Annotated in this window: 11 protein-coding genes; 4 read left to right on the top strand and 7 right to left on the bottom strand. The window is 73.9% G+C overall.

Annotation, left to right across the window (positions count from 1 at the left end):
* Positions 1-20: 20 nt before the first annotated feature.
* Entirely contained in the window at positions 21-1,259 is a 1,239-nt protein-coding gene (locus tag TU30_RS03100; protein WP_042164200.1) for an SAV2148 family HEPN domain-containing protein, read from the bottom strand.
* Between the two features lie 363 nt (positions 1,260-1,622).
* Between TU30_RS03100 and glgX the strand changes: the two genes are divergently transcribed.
* The 3 genes from glgX (at position 1,623) to TU30_RS03085 (ending at position 7,987) form a co-directional block, all read left to right on the top strand.
* Positions 1,623-3,791 carry a glycogen debranching protein GlgX gene (gene glgX / locus TU30_RS03095; protein ID WP_042164197.1) on the top strand — a complete coding sequence of 723 codons (2,169 nt, stop codon included), beginning with the start codon at positions 1,623-1,625 and terminating at the stop codon, positions 3,789-3,791.
* A 176-nt stretch (positions 3,792-3,967) separates the two neighbouring features.
* Positions 3,968-6,376 carry a malto-oligosyltrehalose synthase gene (treY, locus tag TU30_RS03090; protein ID WP_042164195.1) on the top strand — a complete coding sequence of 803 codons (2,409 nt, stop codon included), beginning with the start codon at positions 3,968-3,970 and terminating at the stop codon, positions 6,374-6,376.
* Positions 6,377-6,706: 330 nt separating this feature from the next.
* Positions 6,707-7,987 carry a M14 family zinc carboxypeptidase gene (locus TU30_RS03085; RefSeq protein WP_042164192.1) on the top strand — a complete coding sequence of 427 codons (1,281 nt, stop codon included), beginning with the start codon at positions 6,707-6,709 and terminating at the stop codon, positions 7,985-7,987.
* Between the two features lie 35 nt (positions 7,988-8,022).
* Here the strand turns inward: TU30_RS03085 and TU30_RS03080 are convergent, their stop codons facing one another.
* From TU30_RS03080 to TU30_RS03070, 3 genes are read right to left on the bottom strand one after another with little or no spacing between them, the layout of a single operon-like run.
* Positions 8,023-8,454 carry an SSI family serine proteinase inhibitor gene (locus tag TU30_RS03080; protein WP_042164190.1) on the bottom strand — a complete coding sequence of 144 codons (432 nt, stop codon included), beginning with the start codon at positions 8,452-8,454 and terminating at the stop codon, positions 8,023-8,025.
* Positions 8,451-8,891: a hypothetical protein gene (locus TU30_RS03075; protein WP_042164187.1), complete on the bottom strand. Its 441-nt coding sequence runs from the start codon at positions 8,889-8,891 to the stop codon at positions 8,451-8,453. The genes TU30_RS03080 and TU30_RS03075 overlap by 4 nt, the downstream gene beginning before the upstream one ends.
* Before the next feature lie 43 nt (positions 8,892-8,934).
* On the bottom strand, positions 8,935-9,486 hold the full coding sequence (locus TU30_RS03070) for a DUF1707 and FHA domain-containing protein (protein ID WP_042164184.1): 552 nt from the start codon (positions 9,484-9,486) through the stop codon (positions 8,935-8,937).
* A gap of 182 nt (positions 9,487-9,668) precedes the next feature.
* On the opposite strand from TU30_RS03070, the gene treZ reads away from it, so the two are divergent.
* Positions 9,669-11,414 (top strand): malto-oligosyltrehalose trehalohydrolase, encoded by a 1,746-nt coding sequence (gene treZ, locus TU30_RS03065; protein WP_042164181.1) that lies wholly within the window; start codon positions 9,669-9,671, stop codon positions 11,412-11,414.
* A gap of 58 nt (positions 11,415-11,472) precedes the next feature.
* Here the strand turns inward: treZ and TU30_RS03060 are convergent, their stop codons facing one another.
* From TU30_RS03060 to TU30_RS03050, 3 genes are all read right to left on the bottom strand, one after another.
* Complete coding sequence (locus TU30_RS03060; protein ID WP_042164180.1) at positions 11,473-12,450, bottom strand: aminoglycoside phosphotransferase family protein; 978 nt, start codon at positions 12,448-12,450, stop codon at positions 11,473-11,475.
* A gap of 662 nt (positions 12,451-13,112) precedes the next feature.
* Positions 13,113-15,275: a germacradienol/geosmin synthase Cyc2 gene (gene cyc2, locus TU30_RS03055; RefSeq protein WP_042164178.1), complete on the bottom strand. Its 2,163-nt coding sequence runs from the start codon at positions 15,273-15,275 to the stop codon at positions 13,113-13,115.
* A 152-nt stretch (positions 15,276-15,427) separates the two neighbouring features.
* The gene (locus tag TU30_RS03050; protein ID WP_042164176.1) at positions 15,428-16,606 is read right to left on the bottom strand and encodes a damage-control phosphatase ARMT1 family protein; all 1,179 of its coding nucleotides are present in this window, start codon (positions 16,604-16,606) and stop codon (positions 15,428-15,430) included.
* Positions 16,607-16,655 lie beyond the last annotated feature (49 nt).

Here is a 16,655-nt window from a genome sequence, read left to right as displayed (position 1 = left end):
CGCTTACCGTCACGAACGGTTCACGACACCGGGCGGGAATCCACCCACATCTGCTCGAACTCCTCACGGTACGTGGGGAACAGCCCACCTTCTTCCGCCTCGCCCGGTTTGACCACCTTGCTGCCGTTGCGCAGCACCAGCACCGGTGCCTCCATCCCCCGGGCCCGGCGCAGATGGCTCTGCACCACGCCGACGCCGTCGGCGCCGTCCCCGTCGACGAGGTACGCCGTACAGCGGGGCGTCTCGTCGTAGACGTGGATCTCGAACGCGCCCGGATCGCGCAGCCGGGAGCGCACCCGGCGCATGTGCAGGATGTTCATCTCGACCGCGCGGCCCAGCTCCCCTCGCTTGAGGCCGAGTTCACGCTCGCGGCGCTTGACCGCGCTGGAGGCCGGGTTCAGGAACAGCAGCCGCACCCGGCAGCCGGACCCGGCGAGCCGCACCAGGCGGCGCCCGGAGAAGTTCTGCACCAGCAGGTTGAGGCCGATGCCGATGGCGTCCAGGCGGCGGGCGCCGCCGAAGATGTCCTCGGCCGGGAACTGGCGCAGCAGCCGCACGCGGTCGGGGTGGACGGCGACCACGTCCGCGTACCGGTCGCCGACCAGGTCCTCCACCGCGTCGACGGGCAGCCGGCGCGCGGACGGCACGTCCCCGTCCGCGCCGAGCATCTCCAGCAGCCGCGCGGAGGCCCGCTCGGCCTGGTTCAGCACCGCCTCGGACAGCGCCCGGTTGCGGGAGACGACGTTGCGGGTCACCTCGAGCTCGTCCAGGGCGAGTTCGACGTCCCGGCGGTCGTCGAAGTACGGCTCGAAACAGGGCCAGTGCTGGACCATCAGCTCCCGCAGCTGCGGGAGCGTGAGGAAGGAGACGACGTTGTCGTCGGCCGGGTCGAGCAGATAGCCCTTGCGACGGCTGACCTCGCGCACCGCGACCGCCCGCTGCACCCACTCCTGCCCGGCGGGTCCGGCGGCGGCGACCACCCAGTCGTCGCCGTGGACGGGCTCGTAGACGGGCCGCAGCACCGCGGCCACCACCGAGCGCAGCCGCTGCTCCACGAGGTTCAGCCATATGTAGGCACGGCCGGCCCGCTGGGCACGGGTCCGCACCTCGCGCCAGGCGTCGACGCCCCAGTCCAGGTCCGGCCCGATCGAGCCCGCGTCCATCGGCCGCGCCAGGGACACCGCACCGGGCGGGACCTCCGTGGAGTTCCCCTCGTGACCCTCGTCACCAGGGGGCAGCTCCAACCCTCCCGAGCCCACCCGCGCACCGCCTTCCGCTCCCCCGAGCACTCCCAGCCCCAACGATCAAGGAGAGTACTCCGCTTGCGGTGCACGGTGCAGCCCGATGGCACGGTCGTTTCTCAACTTCCGCTTTCCGCAACCCTCTTCTACCGCGTCCGTGCACGGCGAGTGCACGAAGTCACAACGCGCATACAGAGGTTGCGGCCGGGGCAGATGCCTGGAGATCCGCGAGGCCACGGAGGGATCACGCCGCGCCGGCCCGCCGGGAACCCCGGCAGTCCGTACGACGGTCGGTAGGACGACAGCACGGCAACGGACGACACGGCAACACTCCGGGCCAAGGCTCCCCATCGGCGCCGTACACCTGAAAGAGTCGTGTCCATGCAGGTCTGGCCTGGCGAGGCGTATCCCCTCGGTGCCACGTACGACGGCGCCGGCACGAATTTCGCGGTCTTCACGGAGGCCGCGGACCGAGTGGAGCTGTGTCTGTTGCACGACGACGGCTCCGAGACGGCGGTCGAACTGCGCGAGAGCGACGCGTTCGTACGGCACGCGTACCTGCCCGGCGTCATGCCGGGACAGCGGTACGGCTTCCGTGTCCACGGGCCGTACGCCCCCGAACGGGGGCTGCGCTGCAACTCGGCGAAACTGCTGCTCGACCCGTACGCGCGTGCGATCAGCGGGGCGGTCCAGTGGGGCGAGGAGGTGTACGGCTACCACTTCGACGCGCCCGACGAGCGCAACGACCTGGACTCCGCGCCGCACACGATGACGTCGGTGGTGGTCAACCCGTACTTCGACTGGGGCGACGACCGGCCGCCCCGGACGGAGTACCACCACACGGTGATCTACGAGGCGCACGTCAAGGGGCTCACCATGCGCCATCCGGGGCTGCCGGAGGAGCTGCGCGGCACCTACGCGGGCCTCGCGCACCCGGCGGCGATCGAACACCTGACCGAACTCGGCGTGACGGCACTGGAGCTGATGCCGGTCCACCAGTTCGTGAACGACCACCGCCTGGTGGACATGGGCCTGAACAACTACTGGGGTTACAACACCATCGGTTTCTTCGCCCCGCACAACGCGTACGCGTCCTGGGGCGACCGCGGTCAGCAGGTGCTGGAGTTCAAGTCGGCGGTGAAGGCGCTGCACGAGGCCGGGATCGAGGTCATCCTCGACGTCGTCTACAACCACACCGCCGAGGGCAACCACCTGGGCCCGACGCTGTCCTTCAAGGGCATCGACAACCCCTCCTACTACCGGCTGGCCGACGACCCCCGCTACTACATGGACACGACGGGGACCGGGAACTCCCTGCTCATGCGGTCCCCGCACGTCCTCCAGATGATCATGGACTCACTGCGGTACTGGGTCACCGAGATGCACGTCGACGGGTTCCGTTTCGACCTCGCGGCGACCCTGGCGCGGCAGTTCCACGAGGTGGACCGGCTGTCGTCGTTCTTCGACCTGGTGCAGCAGGATCCGGTGGTCTCCCAGGTGAAGCTGATCGCCGAGCCGTGGGACGTGGGCGAGGGCGGCTACCAGGTGGGCAACTTCCCGCCGTTGTGGACCGAGTGGAACGGCAAGTACCGGGACACCGTGCGGGACCTGTGGCGGGGTGAGCCGCGCGCGCTCGCGGAGTTCGCCTCCCGGCTGACCGGCTCGTCCGACCTGTACCAGGACGACGGGCGGCGCCCGCTGGCCTCGATCAACTTCGTGACCTGCCACGACGGCTTCACCCTGCACGACCTGGTCTCGTACAACGACAAGCACAACGCCGCCAACGGCGAGGACAACCGGGACGGCGAGAGCCACAACCGCTCCTGGAACAGCGGTGCCGAGGGCGAGACCGACGATCCGGACGTGCTGCGGCTGCGGGCCCGCCAGATGCGGAACTTCATCGCGACGCTGATGCTGTCCCAGGGCGTGCCGATGATCAGTCACGGCGACGAGGTCGCCCGCACCCAGCACGGCAACAACAACGCCTACTGCCAGGACAACGAGGTGGCCTGGCTCGCCTGGCCTGCGGAGCGGGGTCCCGGCGGCGGCCGCGGGCGCGAGGAGGAGGACGGCGAGGGCGCGGGCGACGCCCGCCTGCGGATGCTGGAGTTCACCCGCGCGATGGTGTGGCTGCGCAAGAACCATCCGGTGTTCCGCAGGCGCCGCTTCTTCCACGGCCGGCCGGTCGAGGGCACCCACGACGACCTGTCCGACATCGCCTGGTTCACTCCCGAGGGGGCGGAGATGGCCCAGCGGGACTGGGACCAGGCGCGGGCCTCGGCGCTGACGGTGTTCCTCAACGGCAATGCGATCTCGGAGCCGGGCCAGCGCGGGGAACGCATCACGGACGACTCGTTCCTGCTCCTGTTCAACGCGTCTCCCGGCCCGCTGGAGTTCGTGGTGCCCGTCGGCCACGGCCGGCAGTGGCAGGTGGTCGTCGACACCGCCCGCGAGGACGGAGTCCCGCCGGGTGCCGGCCCGAAGGTGCGGGCCGGCACCCGGCTGACCCTGACCGGCCGGAGCCTGACGGTGCTCCAGCGGCCGGCGTGACGGACGACGGCGCGGACAGCGCGGCGCGGACGAGGCGGCGCGGCGCGGCGCGGACGAGGCAGGGCGGACAGGGCGGGGCAGCGCGGCGCGAACGAGGCAGGGCGGGGCGCGGCCCGTGGCACGGCAGCGGAGGGACTCGTGACAGGAAGGGCGGCAGGGCGGGTACGTACGTCTGCATGACCTCTGAGCGATCCGAGCGATCCCGGCGCCCCGGGCCCCCGGTGCCCACCGCCACGTACCGGCTGCAGCTGCAGCCCGACCTCCCGTTCGCCGCCGCGACGGCCGCTGTGCCGTATCTGGCCTCGCTCGGAGTCTCCCATCTGCACCTGTCGCCGGTCCTGGAGGCGGTTGCGGGCTCCCGGCACGGCTACGACGTGACGGACCCCGCGCGGGTGCGCGAGGAGCTGGGCGGCGAGCCGGCGCTGCGGGACCTGTCGCGCACCGCGCGCGAGCACGGTCTCGGCCTGGTCGTGGACATCGTCCCGAACCACATGGCGATGTCCCCGCGCCACAACCGGGTCCTGTGGGAGGTGCTGCGCGAGGGGCCCTCGTCGCGCCGTGCGCGGTGGTTCGACATCGACTGGGAGGCGCAGGGCGGCCGGATTCTGCTGCCGGTGCTGGGCGGGCCGCTCGGCGCGGAGCTCGGCCGGCTGAAGGTGGACGGCGACGTGCTGCGCTACCACGACCACGCGTTCCCGCTGCGCGAGGGCACCGCCCGTCTGCCGCTGCCGCAGCTCCTGGACGCCCAGTGGTACCGCCTGGCGTGGTGGCGGCTGGCCCGCACCGAGCTGAACTACCGCCGCTTCTTCAGCATCTCCGAGCTGATCGGGGTACGCGTGGAGGACCCCGAGGTGTTCGAGGCCACCCACGCCAAGATCCTCCAGCTGCTGCGCGAGGGCGTCGTCGACGGGCTGCGGGTCGATCACCCGGACGGGCTCGCCGACCCGGACGAATACCTGCGCCGGCTGCACGCGGCGACCGGGGGCCGCTGGACCGTGGTGGAGAAGATCCTCGCCGACGGCGAGCCGCTGCCCGCCTCCTGGCCGGTCGCGGGCACCACCGGTTACGACGCCCTGCGGCACGTGGACGGTCTGTTCACGGACCCGGCCGGGGCCGGGGAACTGCTCGGCCGGTACCGCCGGTTCGCGGCGCCGCAGCCGGACCGGGGCGGCGAGTGGGAGGCGACGGTGCGGCGGGCCGGGTACGAGGTGCTCACGCACGAGCTGGCCACCGAGGTCGCCCGGCTGACCCGGGTCGCCGACCGCGTGTGCGCGGCGTCGCCCGAGCCCGCGCTGCGCGACCGCGCGCCCTGGGCCCTGCGCACCGCGCTCGAGGAGCTCCTGGTCCGGCTCGAGGTCTACCGGCCCTACGCCTCCGTGGACCCGGCCGGCGTGGTCACCGGGGAGGCCGCGGCCGGCGCGCGGCGCGCCTTCGCCGTCCCCGAGGAGGCCGGGGCGGTGGACGTCGTACGGGATCTGGTGCTCGGGCGGTACGGCGACGGGCCGGGGCAGGTGGAGTTCCGTACGCGGTTCGCGCAGACCGCGTCGGCGCTGCGGGCCAAGTCGGTGGAGGACACGGCGTTCTACCGCTACGTGCCGCTGCTGTCGGCGACGGAGGTGGGCCACGACCCCGGCTCCCCGGCGCTGTCCCCGGAGCGGTTCCACGCGTACTGCGCGCGCGTGCAGCGCGACTGGCCGGCGACCGGCACCGTCGTCACCACGCACGACACCAAGCGCAGCGCCGACGTGCGGGCCGCGCTCCACGTGCTCACCGAGTGCCCCGGCCGCTGGGCGGACGTCCTGGCGGAGGTGACCCACGTCGGCGAGGGCGTGCCGGACCCGCAGCTGGCGTGGGCCGCCTGGCAGACGGTGTTCGGACTGGGCCCGGCGGACCCGGAGCGGGTGACGGGCGCGCTGCTCAAGCATGTGCGCGAGGCGGGCCTGTACACGAACTGGACGGAGCGGGAACCGGCGTACGAGGAGGCGGTGGCCCGGTTCGTGGCGGCGGGGCCGTGCGGGGCCACGGGCGAACGGGTCGTACGGTTCCGTGCCTCGCTGGAGTCGTACATCCACGCGAACGTGCTGGGCGCCGCCCTGGTCCATCTGACGATGCCGGGCGTGCCCGACGTCTACCAGGGCACCGAGTCCGAGTACCGGGTCCTGGTGGACCCGGACAACCGGCGTGCGGTGGACTTCCCGGCCGGGGCGGACGACGGCGACGGCGCGGACGCGGCCGGCTGCGGCAAGGCGGCGGTGACGCGGGCCGCGTTGCGGTTGCGGGCACGGCGGCCCGGGGTGTTCGGCGACACGGCGTCGTACGAACCGCTGACCGCCGAGGGGCCGGGGGCCGGGCACTGCGTGGCGTTCGTGCGGTCCGGCGCGGTGCTGACCGCCGTGACCCGGCTGTCGCTGCGGCTGGCGGAGGCGGGCGGCTGGCGGGAGACCCGGCTGGCGCTGCCGCCGGGCCGCTGGACCGACGTGCTGGTGCCCGGCCGGGAGTTCACGGGGCACGTGCGCGTGGCGGAGCTGTTCGAGCGGTCGCCGGTGGCCCTGCTGGAGCGCGCCGGGGAGCCGGGCGGGGCGTAGGACCTGTCGTCGGACCCGCGTCGCGTCGTCCGCCCGGGGTGGCGGTTCGCGGCGTCGGACGGGTCCCGGTGCGGCGGGTGGGGGCCTCCTGTCCGGCGGGCCGGGGGAAGAGCGGACGTGGCGCCGCGCGGCACGGGCCGGGCACGGGCGGGTCCGGCGACAGGGCGTGGAGGAACCTGCCCGGGTCGCCCGGGTGGGAGACGAGACGGGGTGGAGGCGCCGGTCGTGCACGCCGTGTGCGCCCCCTCCGGGGTCTCCCCCGTCGCGCCCTTGACACCGGTCCGCGGCCGTGGGGTACTGCGGTGTGCGACGACGGGTGGTGGACGGGGGGTGGGTCTCCTGCCGGAGCTGCGCTACCCGACGGTGGCCGAACTCGTCTCCGCCGCCCGCGTGCTGACGGCCCGACGGCCCGGCCTGTGCGTCCTGCGGCAGGTGGGGCTCTCCCGCGCGGAGCGACCGCTGCACCTGTTGTCCGTGGGGCACGCCCGGCGGGCCGTGCTGGTGGTCGCGGGCGCCCACGCCAACGAGCCGGCCGGCGGGGCCACGCTGCTCGCGCTGGCCCGGCGGGCGGTGGCGGAGCGGGAGCTGCGGGACGGTACGTCCTGGCACTTCCTGCTGTGCGCGGACCCCGACGGGGCGAGCCTCCATACGGCGACGAGGCCGGACAGCCTGTACGACTACCACCTGGGTTTCTTCCGTCCCGTCGGCCGGGAACAGCCGGAGTGGGCCCCGTCGGCCCTGCCGCCCGACCGGCTGCCGCCCGAGACCCTGGCCCTGACCGGGGTCATCGACGAGCTGCGTCCCTACCTCCAGGTGTCGCTGCACGGAACCGATCTGGGCGGCAGCTGGGTCCAGCTGACGAGGGACGTGCCGGGGCTCGCCGAGCCGTTCGCGAAGTCCGCCGCGGAAATGCACATCCCGGTGGAGACGGGCGCCTCGGACGCGGCGGGCTGGCCGGCGTCCGGCCCCGGGGTACGGGTGATGCCCGCGGCGGGGTCCGGTCCGGCGTATCCGAGCCTGCCGGACGACGCGCGGCACAGCACCTGGTACCACGCGCACCGCTACGGCGGTCTGACGGCGGTCGTCGAGGTCCCGATGTGGGCCGGCGCCCTGGTGGACGATCCGGAGCCGCATCCGGCTCCGGCCGAGACGCTGCGGCATCTCGCGGGCCGGCTGCTGCGGGACGCGCGCGAGGTGCGGCAGGTGCTGGAGGAGGCCCGGCCCGGGGCCATGGAGGGTGCCGGCGTCGCCGGCGGTCCGCTGCTGCGGGCGGCCACCTGGGGGCTGGATCTGGTCCCGGGGCTGGCCGCGGACCTGGTCCGCGCCCCGCCGCCCGACGGCACCAGGGCGTACGTGGCCAGCGTGGACGCGTTCACGCGCCGGGTGCCGCTGCGGGCGGCGGCGATGCTGCTGCGGGAGGTGCGGGAGACCGACGCGCAGGCGGCGGCGCGGCTCGAGCGCCTGGTCGCCCTGTGGAGCGACGCGTTCGCCGTGCACTTCCGGGCCCGCTGGGTGCCCGTGGCGCACCAGGTGGAGCATCAGGTCCGCACGGTCGTGGCGGCGGCGCTGCACGCCCGCGCGGGTGCGGGGGCAGGGCCGGGAGCGGGCTGACCCCGCCCGCTCCCGGCCCTGCCCCCGTGGGTCTTCTAGAACCCGTCCAGAGCGAACACGGAGCCGGTCCGGGCCTCCATCGCGCACCGGTTCGGGAAGGTCTCCGTGTACTCGACCGGCTGCCCCCGCCACTGGCCGCGCGCGTGGGCGGTCACCGGGGCGTGGACCATCGGACAGTAGGTGTCCCGGGCCGGGATGCCGGTGATGCGCCCGTCCGCCGCGGCGAGTTCCGCGCAGGCTTCGGCCGCGCGCGGGTGGCCCTGGGGCGGGTCACAGAGGAGCAGGCGGCCGGGTGTCGTGCCGGTCCGGGTCTCGCCCCGGTCCACACCGAGGAGGAGCCAGCTGTCGGAGGCGGCTGCGCCTCGGGGGGCCGGTTCGGCCTGCGCGGGGGTGGGGACGAGGAAGGCGAGGAGGGCGGTCGCCGCCAGCAGCGCGCCCCGTACCGCTGTGGGTGAGGTGTACGTCATTCCAGATGCATCGGCACGGCGCCGCCGGCACCCCAGCCCTGCTCACCCGAACGGGAGAGTGTGCGGGGGTGCCGTGGGTCCGGTTCGAACGCGGCGACCACCGGCCGCGCCTGCTGCTCGGCCTGACGCGCGACCGGGATCCGGCGTGTCGCGCAGGTGCCGCGGTAGTCGGTGCACCGCGCGTCGATGAGCCGGTCCAACTCCGGCGGCGCCCCGGCCGGGTCGTGGCCGGTGGTGGTGGCCGGCCGGTGCAGCAGCCCCACGGTGCGCAGCGCCGGCCTGCGGCCCGCGAGGGTGAGCGCGGTCAGCCGGGCGGTGTTCGTGGGCGGGAGCGGGCGCAGGCCGCCGCTGCCGTCACCCGTGTCCGTTCCTGTGCCCGTGCCGAGGTTTTGGGCGTCGGCCGGTCCGGGGCAGACCAGTGAGGGGTGCGTCCGCACCGTGGAAGGCGAAGGGGGTCGACGACCGCCTCCGGACGGCCGGTCAGTTCGCCGCAAGCCGGTACGTCATCCGTCCGAAACCGATCTGGTCGCCCTCGCGGACGACGGCCGCACCGACCACCCGACGCCCGTTGACCGTCGTGCCGTTGGTGGAACCGAGGTCCCGCAGCACCCACAGGCCGCCCTGCCGGCGGAGTTCGGCATGCATGCGGGAGACCGTCTCGTGGTGGAGCCGCAGCCCGTTGACGGGATCACGCCCTATGCGCAAGGGGTGGGCGGTCATCGGATGGGGCAGCAGCAGCTTCGGCAGCCGCTCGGCCCGCCATGCCCCGCGCAGCCGTACCGTGAACCCGGAGACCGCCTCCACGGAGCCGAACACCAGGCGCGAGAAGCGGCCCTCGGTGGGCAGGTCGGCGGTGAGCGGGACGAGTTCGTCGGGGCACCGGGCCGCGAGCGCGAGCTCCATGCGCCGGATGAACGTGTCGTGGGACAGCCGCCCCACGGCGGCGCCGTCCCGCAGCACCTTCAGCGCCTTGTCGCGCTCCACGTCGGAGAGCCGCGCGGGGTACGTGTTGAACTCGAATGACGACGTCACACCGCTGATTGTCGGTCAGCACCGGCCGGACAGTCCAGGAGACGGCACAGGCGCCGCGCGGGCCCCCTCCGCTCCCGCGGCAGCGACACCCGCCGCAAAGGGAACATTCACCGGCGGATCGATCCCCGATGTACGACCATGGTCTGGCTACATCACGGTGAGCAGACGAAGGGGAACCGTCCGTGCAGTTCGAGGTGTGGGCACCGCAGGCCGGCGACGTGACGCTCCAGTGCGACGGCGTCACGAGCGTGTTGACGCGCGATCCGCGACGGGAGGGATGGTGGCGGGGCGAGGCGGACGCGCGGGACGGCTCCCGGTACGGCTTCGCACTGGACGGCGGACCGGTCCTGCCCGATCCGCGCTCGCGCCGGCAGCCGGACGGGCCCGACGGGGAAAGCGCCGTCGTCGACCACGACGCGTTCGTCTGGCGCGCGGTGTGGCACGGGCGTCCGCTGCCCGGTGCCGTCCTGTACGAGCTGCACGTGGGCACGTACACGCGCGAGGGCACGTTCGACGCCGCCGCGAAGCGGCTGGAGCATCTCGCCGGGCTGGGCGTCACCCACGTGGAGCTGATGCCGGTGTGTCCCTTCCCCGGCCGGCACGGCTGGGGGTACGAGGGGGTCTCGCTGTGGGCGGTGCACGAACCGTACGGGGGGCCCGAGGCGCTGAAACGGTTCGTGGACCGGGCGCACGCCCTGGGTCTGGGCGTCGTCCTCGACGTGGTGCACAACCACCTGGGGCCGTCCGGGAACCATCTTCCGCGATTCGGCCCGTACTTCACCGACACCCACCACACCCCGTGGGGTGCCGCCGTCAACCTGGACGCCCCCGGCTCGGACGAGGTGCGGACGTATCTCGTCGAGAGCGCGCTGGCGTGGCTGCGCGACTACCGGATCGACGGGCTGCGCCTGGACGCGGTGCACGCGCTGGCGGACACGCGCGCCCGCCACTTCCTGGAGGAGCTGTCGGCGGCCGTGGACGCCCTGTCGGCCGACACCGGCCGGCCGCTGTTCCTGATCGCCGAGTCGGACCGGAACGACCCCCGGGAGGTCACACCCCGCGCGGACGGCGGCCACGGGCTGCACGCACAGTGGAACGACGACTTCCACCACGCCCTGCACGCCGCGCTGACCGGGGAGTCGCAGGGCTACTACGCCGACTTCGCGCGTGCCCCGCTCACGGCACTCGCCAAGACGCTCTGCGGCGGCTTCTTCCACGACGGCACGTACTCCTCCTTCCGCGGCCGGCGGCACGGGCGGCCCCTGGACCGTACGCGGATCGCCGGGCACCGGCTCCTGTGCTACAGCCAGACCCACGACCAGATCGGCAACCGGGCCCGGGGCGACCGGCTGGCCGCGCTGGTCTCCCCCGGCCTGCTGGCCTGCGCGGCGACCCTCACGCTGACCGCGCCGTTCACGCCGATGCTGTTCATGGGCGAGGAGTGGGCGGCGGGCACGCCCTGGCAGTTCTTCACGGACCACACCGACGCCGAACTCGCCGAGGCGGTACGCGACGGCAGGCGGCGGGAGTTCACGGCGCACGGCTGGGCCGAGGCGGACGTGCCCGACCCGCAGGACCCCGCCACCCGCGACCGCTCCTGCCTGGACTGGTCGGAGCCGGAGCGCGAACCCCATGCACACGTGCTGGCCTGGTACCGGCGGCTCGTCGCGCTGCGTCACGCGCAGCCGGACCTCACCGACCCCGACCTCGCCGACACCAAGGTGGTCTTCGACGAGGAGCGGCGCTGGCTCGCCTTCCGGCGCGGGGACGTACTGGTGGCCGTGAACCTGGCCGGTGAACCGGCCGCGATCCCCCTGGGCGTCCCGCATGCACGCGTACTCGCCGCCTGGGAGCCCGCCGGCGTGCCGGGCGCGGACGGGGTCCTGCACCTGCCCGGCGAGTCAGCGGTGGTGCTGCTGCAGGAGTGACCCGACGGGGGTGACCCGGCGGGGGTGACCCGACGGGGGGTGACCCGGCGGGGCGCGCCTACGGCATGTCCTCGGCGCTGCGGAGGTCCGTCACGCGCTCCAGCAGGATCGCCTCCCAGGCCCGGCGCAGCCGGACGCGCAGCAGCGGCAGCGGCATGGGCTCCGCCAGTGGGCCGGCGCCTCCTCCGCCGCCGAGGGCGTCGGCGAGGGCGTCGGCGAGGTGGAGGACGGCGTCGCAGCGGGCCAGCCACAGGCCGCGCAGACAGGGGCGGGCGCCGTAGCCGGCGAGGGTGGCGGCACGTACGGCGGCCGGGGAGCCCACGGCGAGCGCCAGGCCCGCGATGTCCTCGGCGGGATCGCCGACCACCGCCCCGGCCCAGCCGAGGACCCCGCGCACCCGGCCGTCGGTGCTGACCACGAGATGCGCGCCGGTGAGGCCGTGGTGGACGAGGACCGGCGAACCGGCCTGGGCGGCGAGCCGGTCGGCGGCGGACGGCGTGAGCTGCCGCAGGCGGGCGGGCGCGAACTCGTCGGCGGCGGCCAGCCGTTCGGCGGCCTGTCCGGCGGCCCGGCGCAGTGCCTCCAGGGAGCGCGGGGAGACACGCGGCACACCGAGCGTCTCCGCCTGCGGCAGCGGTACCTCGCGCAGCCCGGTGAACAGCCCGGCCAGATCGGTCTCACCGACGGCGGACACCCGGTGCTCCTCCGCCGACCCGCCGGACAGCCTGGTGTCCAGGGTGTAGGCCAGGCCCGGCGCCCATTCGCCGTGCGCCGTGCTCGACGGCACCGCGACCGGGATGTGGGGGCGGACGAGTTCCCGCAGCCGCAGCTCACGGCGCCGGCGCGTGCTCGTCTCCCGGTCGAGTGCGAGGCGCAGCACGTGCCGGGTGCCGACCCACCAGGTGGCGGGAGCGGCGTTCTCGTCGACGGGCAGCACGTCCGGTCCGTCGGCGGTCTCACCGTCCCCTTCGTCCCGGAGGAGGGTACGGACCAGTCGGCGGACGGTGTCCGCGGTGGGTGTCGGTGCCTGGGTCATGGTCGCGCCGCTGTCGTTCGGTGGGCGGGGAGAGGACGTCGGGGCCGTTCAGTCCACTACGACTATGACGGCCTGCCCCGCGGCACGCTCCGTACGGGTACGGAACACGTCGTCGGCGACGGTGCGGGACGAGGGCGTACTGCCGGTCATCGGGGCCTCCGGGGCAGGTGCGGACGCGGGGCTACGAGCAGCATCCTGCCCGGCGGGCGGGGGCGGCGCGAGCCGGTTCGCCGCGTCGGTCCGGCATGTCGCCCCGCCGGGTCCGCCGGGGAGCGGCCCCGCGCGCACCGGCCACCCGCGTCGCACTGATGTGCCCGCACGGGCGCGGCGTTCCGGGTCGCGGCGGCCCGGACCTCGTCACCGCTTCCCGATGCCCGGGGGCGAGGCCGGGGACGGCCGTGGGCTGCTGGAAGCCGCCGCCGCGGTGGCGCACCGTGAGCGCCGCCCCGGCGCCCGGCCCCGCCCGGGCGACCGCGCGGGCCAGGTCGGCTCCCGTTCCGGTCCGCGGCCTCGCCCTCGCCCGTGCCTCCGGCACCGGCCGTCTCTCGGCCGGGCATCGGTTCGGGTCGCAACGCGGTCTGTTCCATGGATCGCCTCCGGTTGGAGTGCTACCCGGATCCGCGGAGGCCGACGAGCCACGAAGGAGTGAGACCGCCTCCCCCTCAGATGCGGGTGGCCATGGGCGCCGCGGGTGTGCGGTCCGGCAGGAAGCCGTGGGCCCGGCCGGAGAGCCACGCGTCCTTGTAGCGGTCCACGCTGCGGTGCCAGTGCAGGATGCCGGCCATCCAGTTCCGCAGGTCCAGCACGTAGTCCCGCATGATCGCGCGCGCCTCCCGGGACAGCGCGAAGTCCTCGTACAGCAGCGGTAGTTCATGTGCCACGACGTGCTCGAACTGGTCCAGGCGGCGGCTCATCAGGTCGTGGACGATGCCCAGCGCCGTCGGGTAGTCGCAGCCGAAGAAGGTCTGCACGACGAGGATCGCGTTGTGGATCTCGCCCTCGAACTCGATCTCCTTCTGGTACGAGAAGACGTCGTTGAGGAGGCAGGCGTAGTCGACGGCCGCGTTCTCCAGCGAGCGGACCGGGCCGCTGCGGTACACCTCGGGCGGGACGGCCGGGCCGTGGCCCGTCCGGCACAGGCCGAGGGTGAGGTCGGAGCCGAAGGTCTGCCGGCGCATCTCCAGGTAGTCGACCGGGTCGGGCACGCGGTGCACGATCTGGTTGCCCAGCTCCCACAGCCAGCTCTCGGTCATGACGTTCACGGCGCTCTTCAGAGGCCTCCTCTCCTCGGGGGTCATGCCCGCCGTGGTGCGGGCCCACAGGTCGGTCAGGCCCCGCTCCATGGCGTTGGCCGCCGGGGAAACGGGTTCGCCGGCGAGGGGCATGCAGTCGGACAGGCGGGCGGTGGTCAGCCGGGCGGTGGCCAGGTCACGGCGGTGCCCGTAGACGAGCGGGTAGTAGTCGTCGCCGTAGGTGCCCCAGGCGAGCCACTGCGCGCTGAGGTCGAGGGCCTCGGGGGTGGCGTCCGGGTCGATTCCGGCAGAGCACAGCGCGAGGTCGTAGGCGTCGAGCTTGTCCTCGTCCCAGACGCCTTCGCTCAGGATGCCGGTCCGCCGGCACCAGTCGACGAGGGTGCCGCGGGAGGCGTCGAGGTGCGGGCTGAGCTCCAGGGGGAACGGCATGCGGATCTCGGGGATCAGGGACGGGCCGACCTTCTGGTACGGCACGTGGGTGTGCGCCCGCAGCCTGGCCGCGCCCGCGGCGGCGAGCAGTCCGCGCACGTCGGCCGCCGAGGCGCCCGCCCCGGTGGGCACCGCCCACGGGGAGGTCTCCCGCACGCCCCCGTTCATGTACCGGCTGGAGCGCATGTGCCATTCGTGGCCGCCGGACTGCCAGTCCTGCAGGCCCTTCGCGTACGCCGCGACGGCCGCGACCTCGTGCGGGGCGAGGCCCTTTTCCAGTGCGAGGGCGGGCACTTCGGTGAACGCGGTGTGCTCGAACTGGTGCAGCCGCGAGGTGAGGATGTCGTTGACGGTGTCGGCGGCCTGCTGGGTGGTGCAGCCGAAGAAGGTCTCCAGGACGAGGACGCCGTTGCTGTTCTCGCCCTCGTCCTCGACCTCGCGCTGGTAGGAGAACAGGTCGTTGCGCAGGTGCACGGCGTCGGAGAACGTCTCCATCAGCACCCGGAGCGGCCTGGTTCCGGCGACGGCGGCGGGCACTTCGGCGGTCGCGTACTCGACGAGCCCCGCCGACCACGGGGCGCCGCCGACCTTGCGGCGCATCTCGATGTACTCGACGGGGTTGGCGATCCGCCCCTCGTTGATGTTGGACAGTTCCCACAACGACTCGTTGAGAAGGTGTTCCGTGGCGACGGCGAACCGGGCGCGCCAGTCCTCGGACATCGCGGGCACGGTGCGCGCCCACAGGTCGGCGAGGCCCGCCTCGACCGGGTTGCGCGGCTCGGGCACGGGGGCCGACGGGTCCAGCGGCATGAAGAGCGGCAGCCGGTCCAGGTGGGCCTTTCCGCCCTCGCGGTCCTGGCCGCGCTTGAACAGTTCCAGGAAGTGGTCGTCGAAGAAGAAGACCCACACGTACCAGTCGGTGATCAGGGAGAGGGCGGGCCCGTCGCAGTCGGGATGGGTGTAGGCGCAGAGCAGGCCGTAGTCGTGCGCGTCGAGATCGGCCTGTTCCCAGACTCCGGATCCCTCCAGCATGCCCATCTCGCGCGCCCACGCCGACGAGTGGGCCCGGGCCTGGTCGAGATGCGGGTTCAGCCGCGCGGGGTGCGGCAGGTAGAAGTGCGGAAGTTCGAACGGCTGGGTCATGGCCCGGCACTACCCGTGGCTCCGTGGCGGCATCCACCGGCCCGGACATGATCACACCATCGCGTGAACCCTCGCCGAAATGCCGACATGCCGAAATTCCGGTGCCGGGTGCCGGAGGCGCGCCTCCGGCACCCGGCACGGGGTGCGGACCGCTACGCCCGTACCTGGATCAGCGCGTGGGTGCCGCCGGTGCGCCAGCGCTGCCCCTCGGCCGCGACCAGTGCCTCCTCCGTCGCGGGAGCCAGTCCGGTGACGACATCGGACTTCAGGGTGCGCAGGGCGGCGACCGGTCCGGGGAAGTGGCCGGTGACGTCGGTGAAGGGTGTGGTGGGCGGCCAGGCCCGGTCGCCCACCAGGCGGCGGTAGTTGAGGTCGCCCTTGACGAGGGTGAGCGCGGCCGGGGCGAAGTCGGCGCGGAGGTCGTCGGGCATCTCCTCGTACGGCAGCGGGGAGCAGGAGAACGGGTGGGCGCGCAGGGTGAGTCGGCCGTCGGAGAGGGCTCCCCACAGCAGGCGGCCGTGACCGGCCGCCGTCCCCCGGGCGTCGACCAGCCGGCGCAACGCGTCCACGACGTCGGCGGTCGTGGCGTCGGAGACGTAGTACGGGTACGGCTTGACGTGCAGCACCGCCCGGCCGATGGTTCCGTGGGCCAGCAGGTGCGCGACGAGCAGGAGATCGGGGACGAGTTCGCGTCCGGCGTTGTCCGCGACCAGGACGAGGGTGCCCGGGCGGGAGGCGTCCAGCAGCGACCACAGCCTCTCGGCGTCGTCGGCGACCAGCGCGGGGACGGCCGCCGCGAGGTCGGCTCCCTCGGCGGAGAGCCGGAAGCCGAGGTCGGCGCGGTTTCCCCACAGCGAGCCGTGCAGCAGGGCCTGCCCCTGTTCGTCCGCGGACCGGCCGGCCAGGTCCTCGAGCGCGGCGAGTTCCTCGTCCGTCGCGGGCGAGTCGAGTTCGGCGCGTTTGGAGGGGCGGAAGGGGTCGATGCCCTGCCAGGGGCCAGGGTCGAAGTAGCCCACCGCTTGCAGTAGTTGGCGGTAGAACCAGCTCTCGGACCACAGCCAGGGTACGTCGTACCAGGTCTGCCCGGCGTACGCGTCCATCCCCCAGGCCGCCCAGCGCTCCCGGTCGTGGGCGTCGGCGGGGAGGGGCTCGACGGTGCCCCCGGTGCAGTTGGCCAGCAGGGCGTCGAGTGCGTGCTGCTGCCAGGGTTCGTACGGGAAGGCCTCGCGCACCTGCCGGATGATCGCGGGGTGCCGCTCGGCGAGCACGCCGTGCGGGAACGAGCCGGGCCGGTTGCCGAGGATCACGGGAGCGGTGGGGGTGTCGGGCATGCGGCTCACCGTAACGTGCGGCGCCGGGCGGCGGGGCCGGCCGCCACAG

The sequence above is a fragment of the Streptomyces sp. NBRC 110035 genome (assembly GCF_000829695.1).
GTDB lineage: Bacteria > Actinomycetota > Actinomycetes > Streptomycetales > Streptomycetaceae > Streptomyces.
Note: the sequence above shows the minus strand (reverse complement) of the source record. Positions and strands in the feature narration are given on the sequence as shown.

Bases quoted from the DNA above. Each gene is read 5' to 3' on its own strand.
- glgX (WP_042164197.1), top strand. From the start codon at position 1,623: ATGCAGGTCTGGCCTGGCGAGGCGTATCCCCTCGGTGCCACGTACGAC.
- treY (WP_042164195.1), top strand. From the start codon at position 3,968: ATGACCTCTGAGCGATCCGAGCGATCCCGGCGCCCCGGGCCCCCGGTG.
- TU30_RS03080 (WP_042164190.1), bottom strand. From the start codon at position 8,454: ATGACGTACACCTCACCCACAGCGGTACGGGGCGCGCTGCTGGCGGCG.
- TU30_RS03060 (WP_042164180.1), bottom strand. From the start codon at position 12,450: ATGACCCAGGCACCGACACCCACCGCGGACACCGTCCGCCGACTGGTC.
- cyc2 (WP_042164178.1), bottom strand. From the start codon at position 15,275: ATGACCCAGCCGTTCGAACTTCCGCACTTCTACCTGCCGCACCCCGCG.
- TU30_RS03050 (WP_042164176.1), bottom strand. From the start codon at position 16,606: ATGCCCGACACCCCCACCGCTCCCGTGATCCTCGGCAACCGGCCCGGC.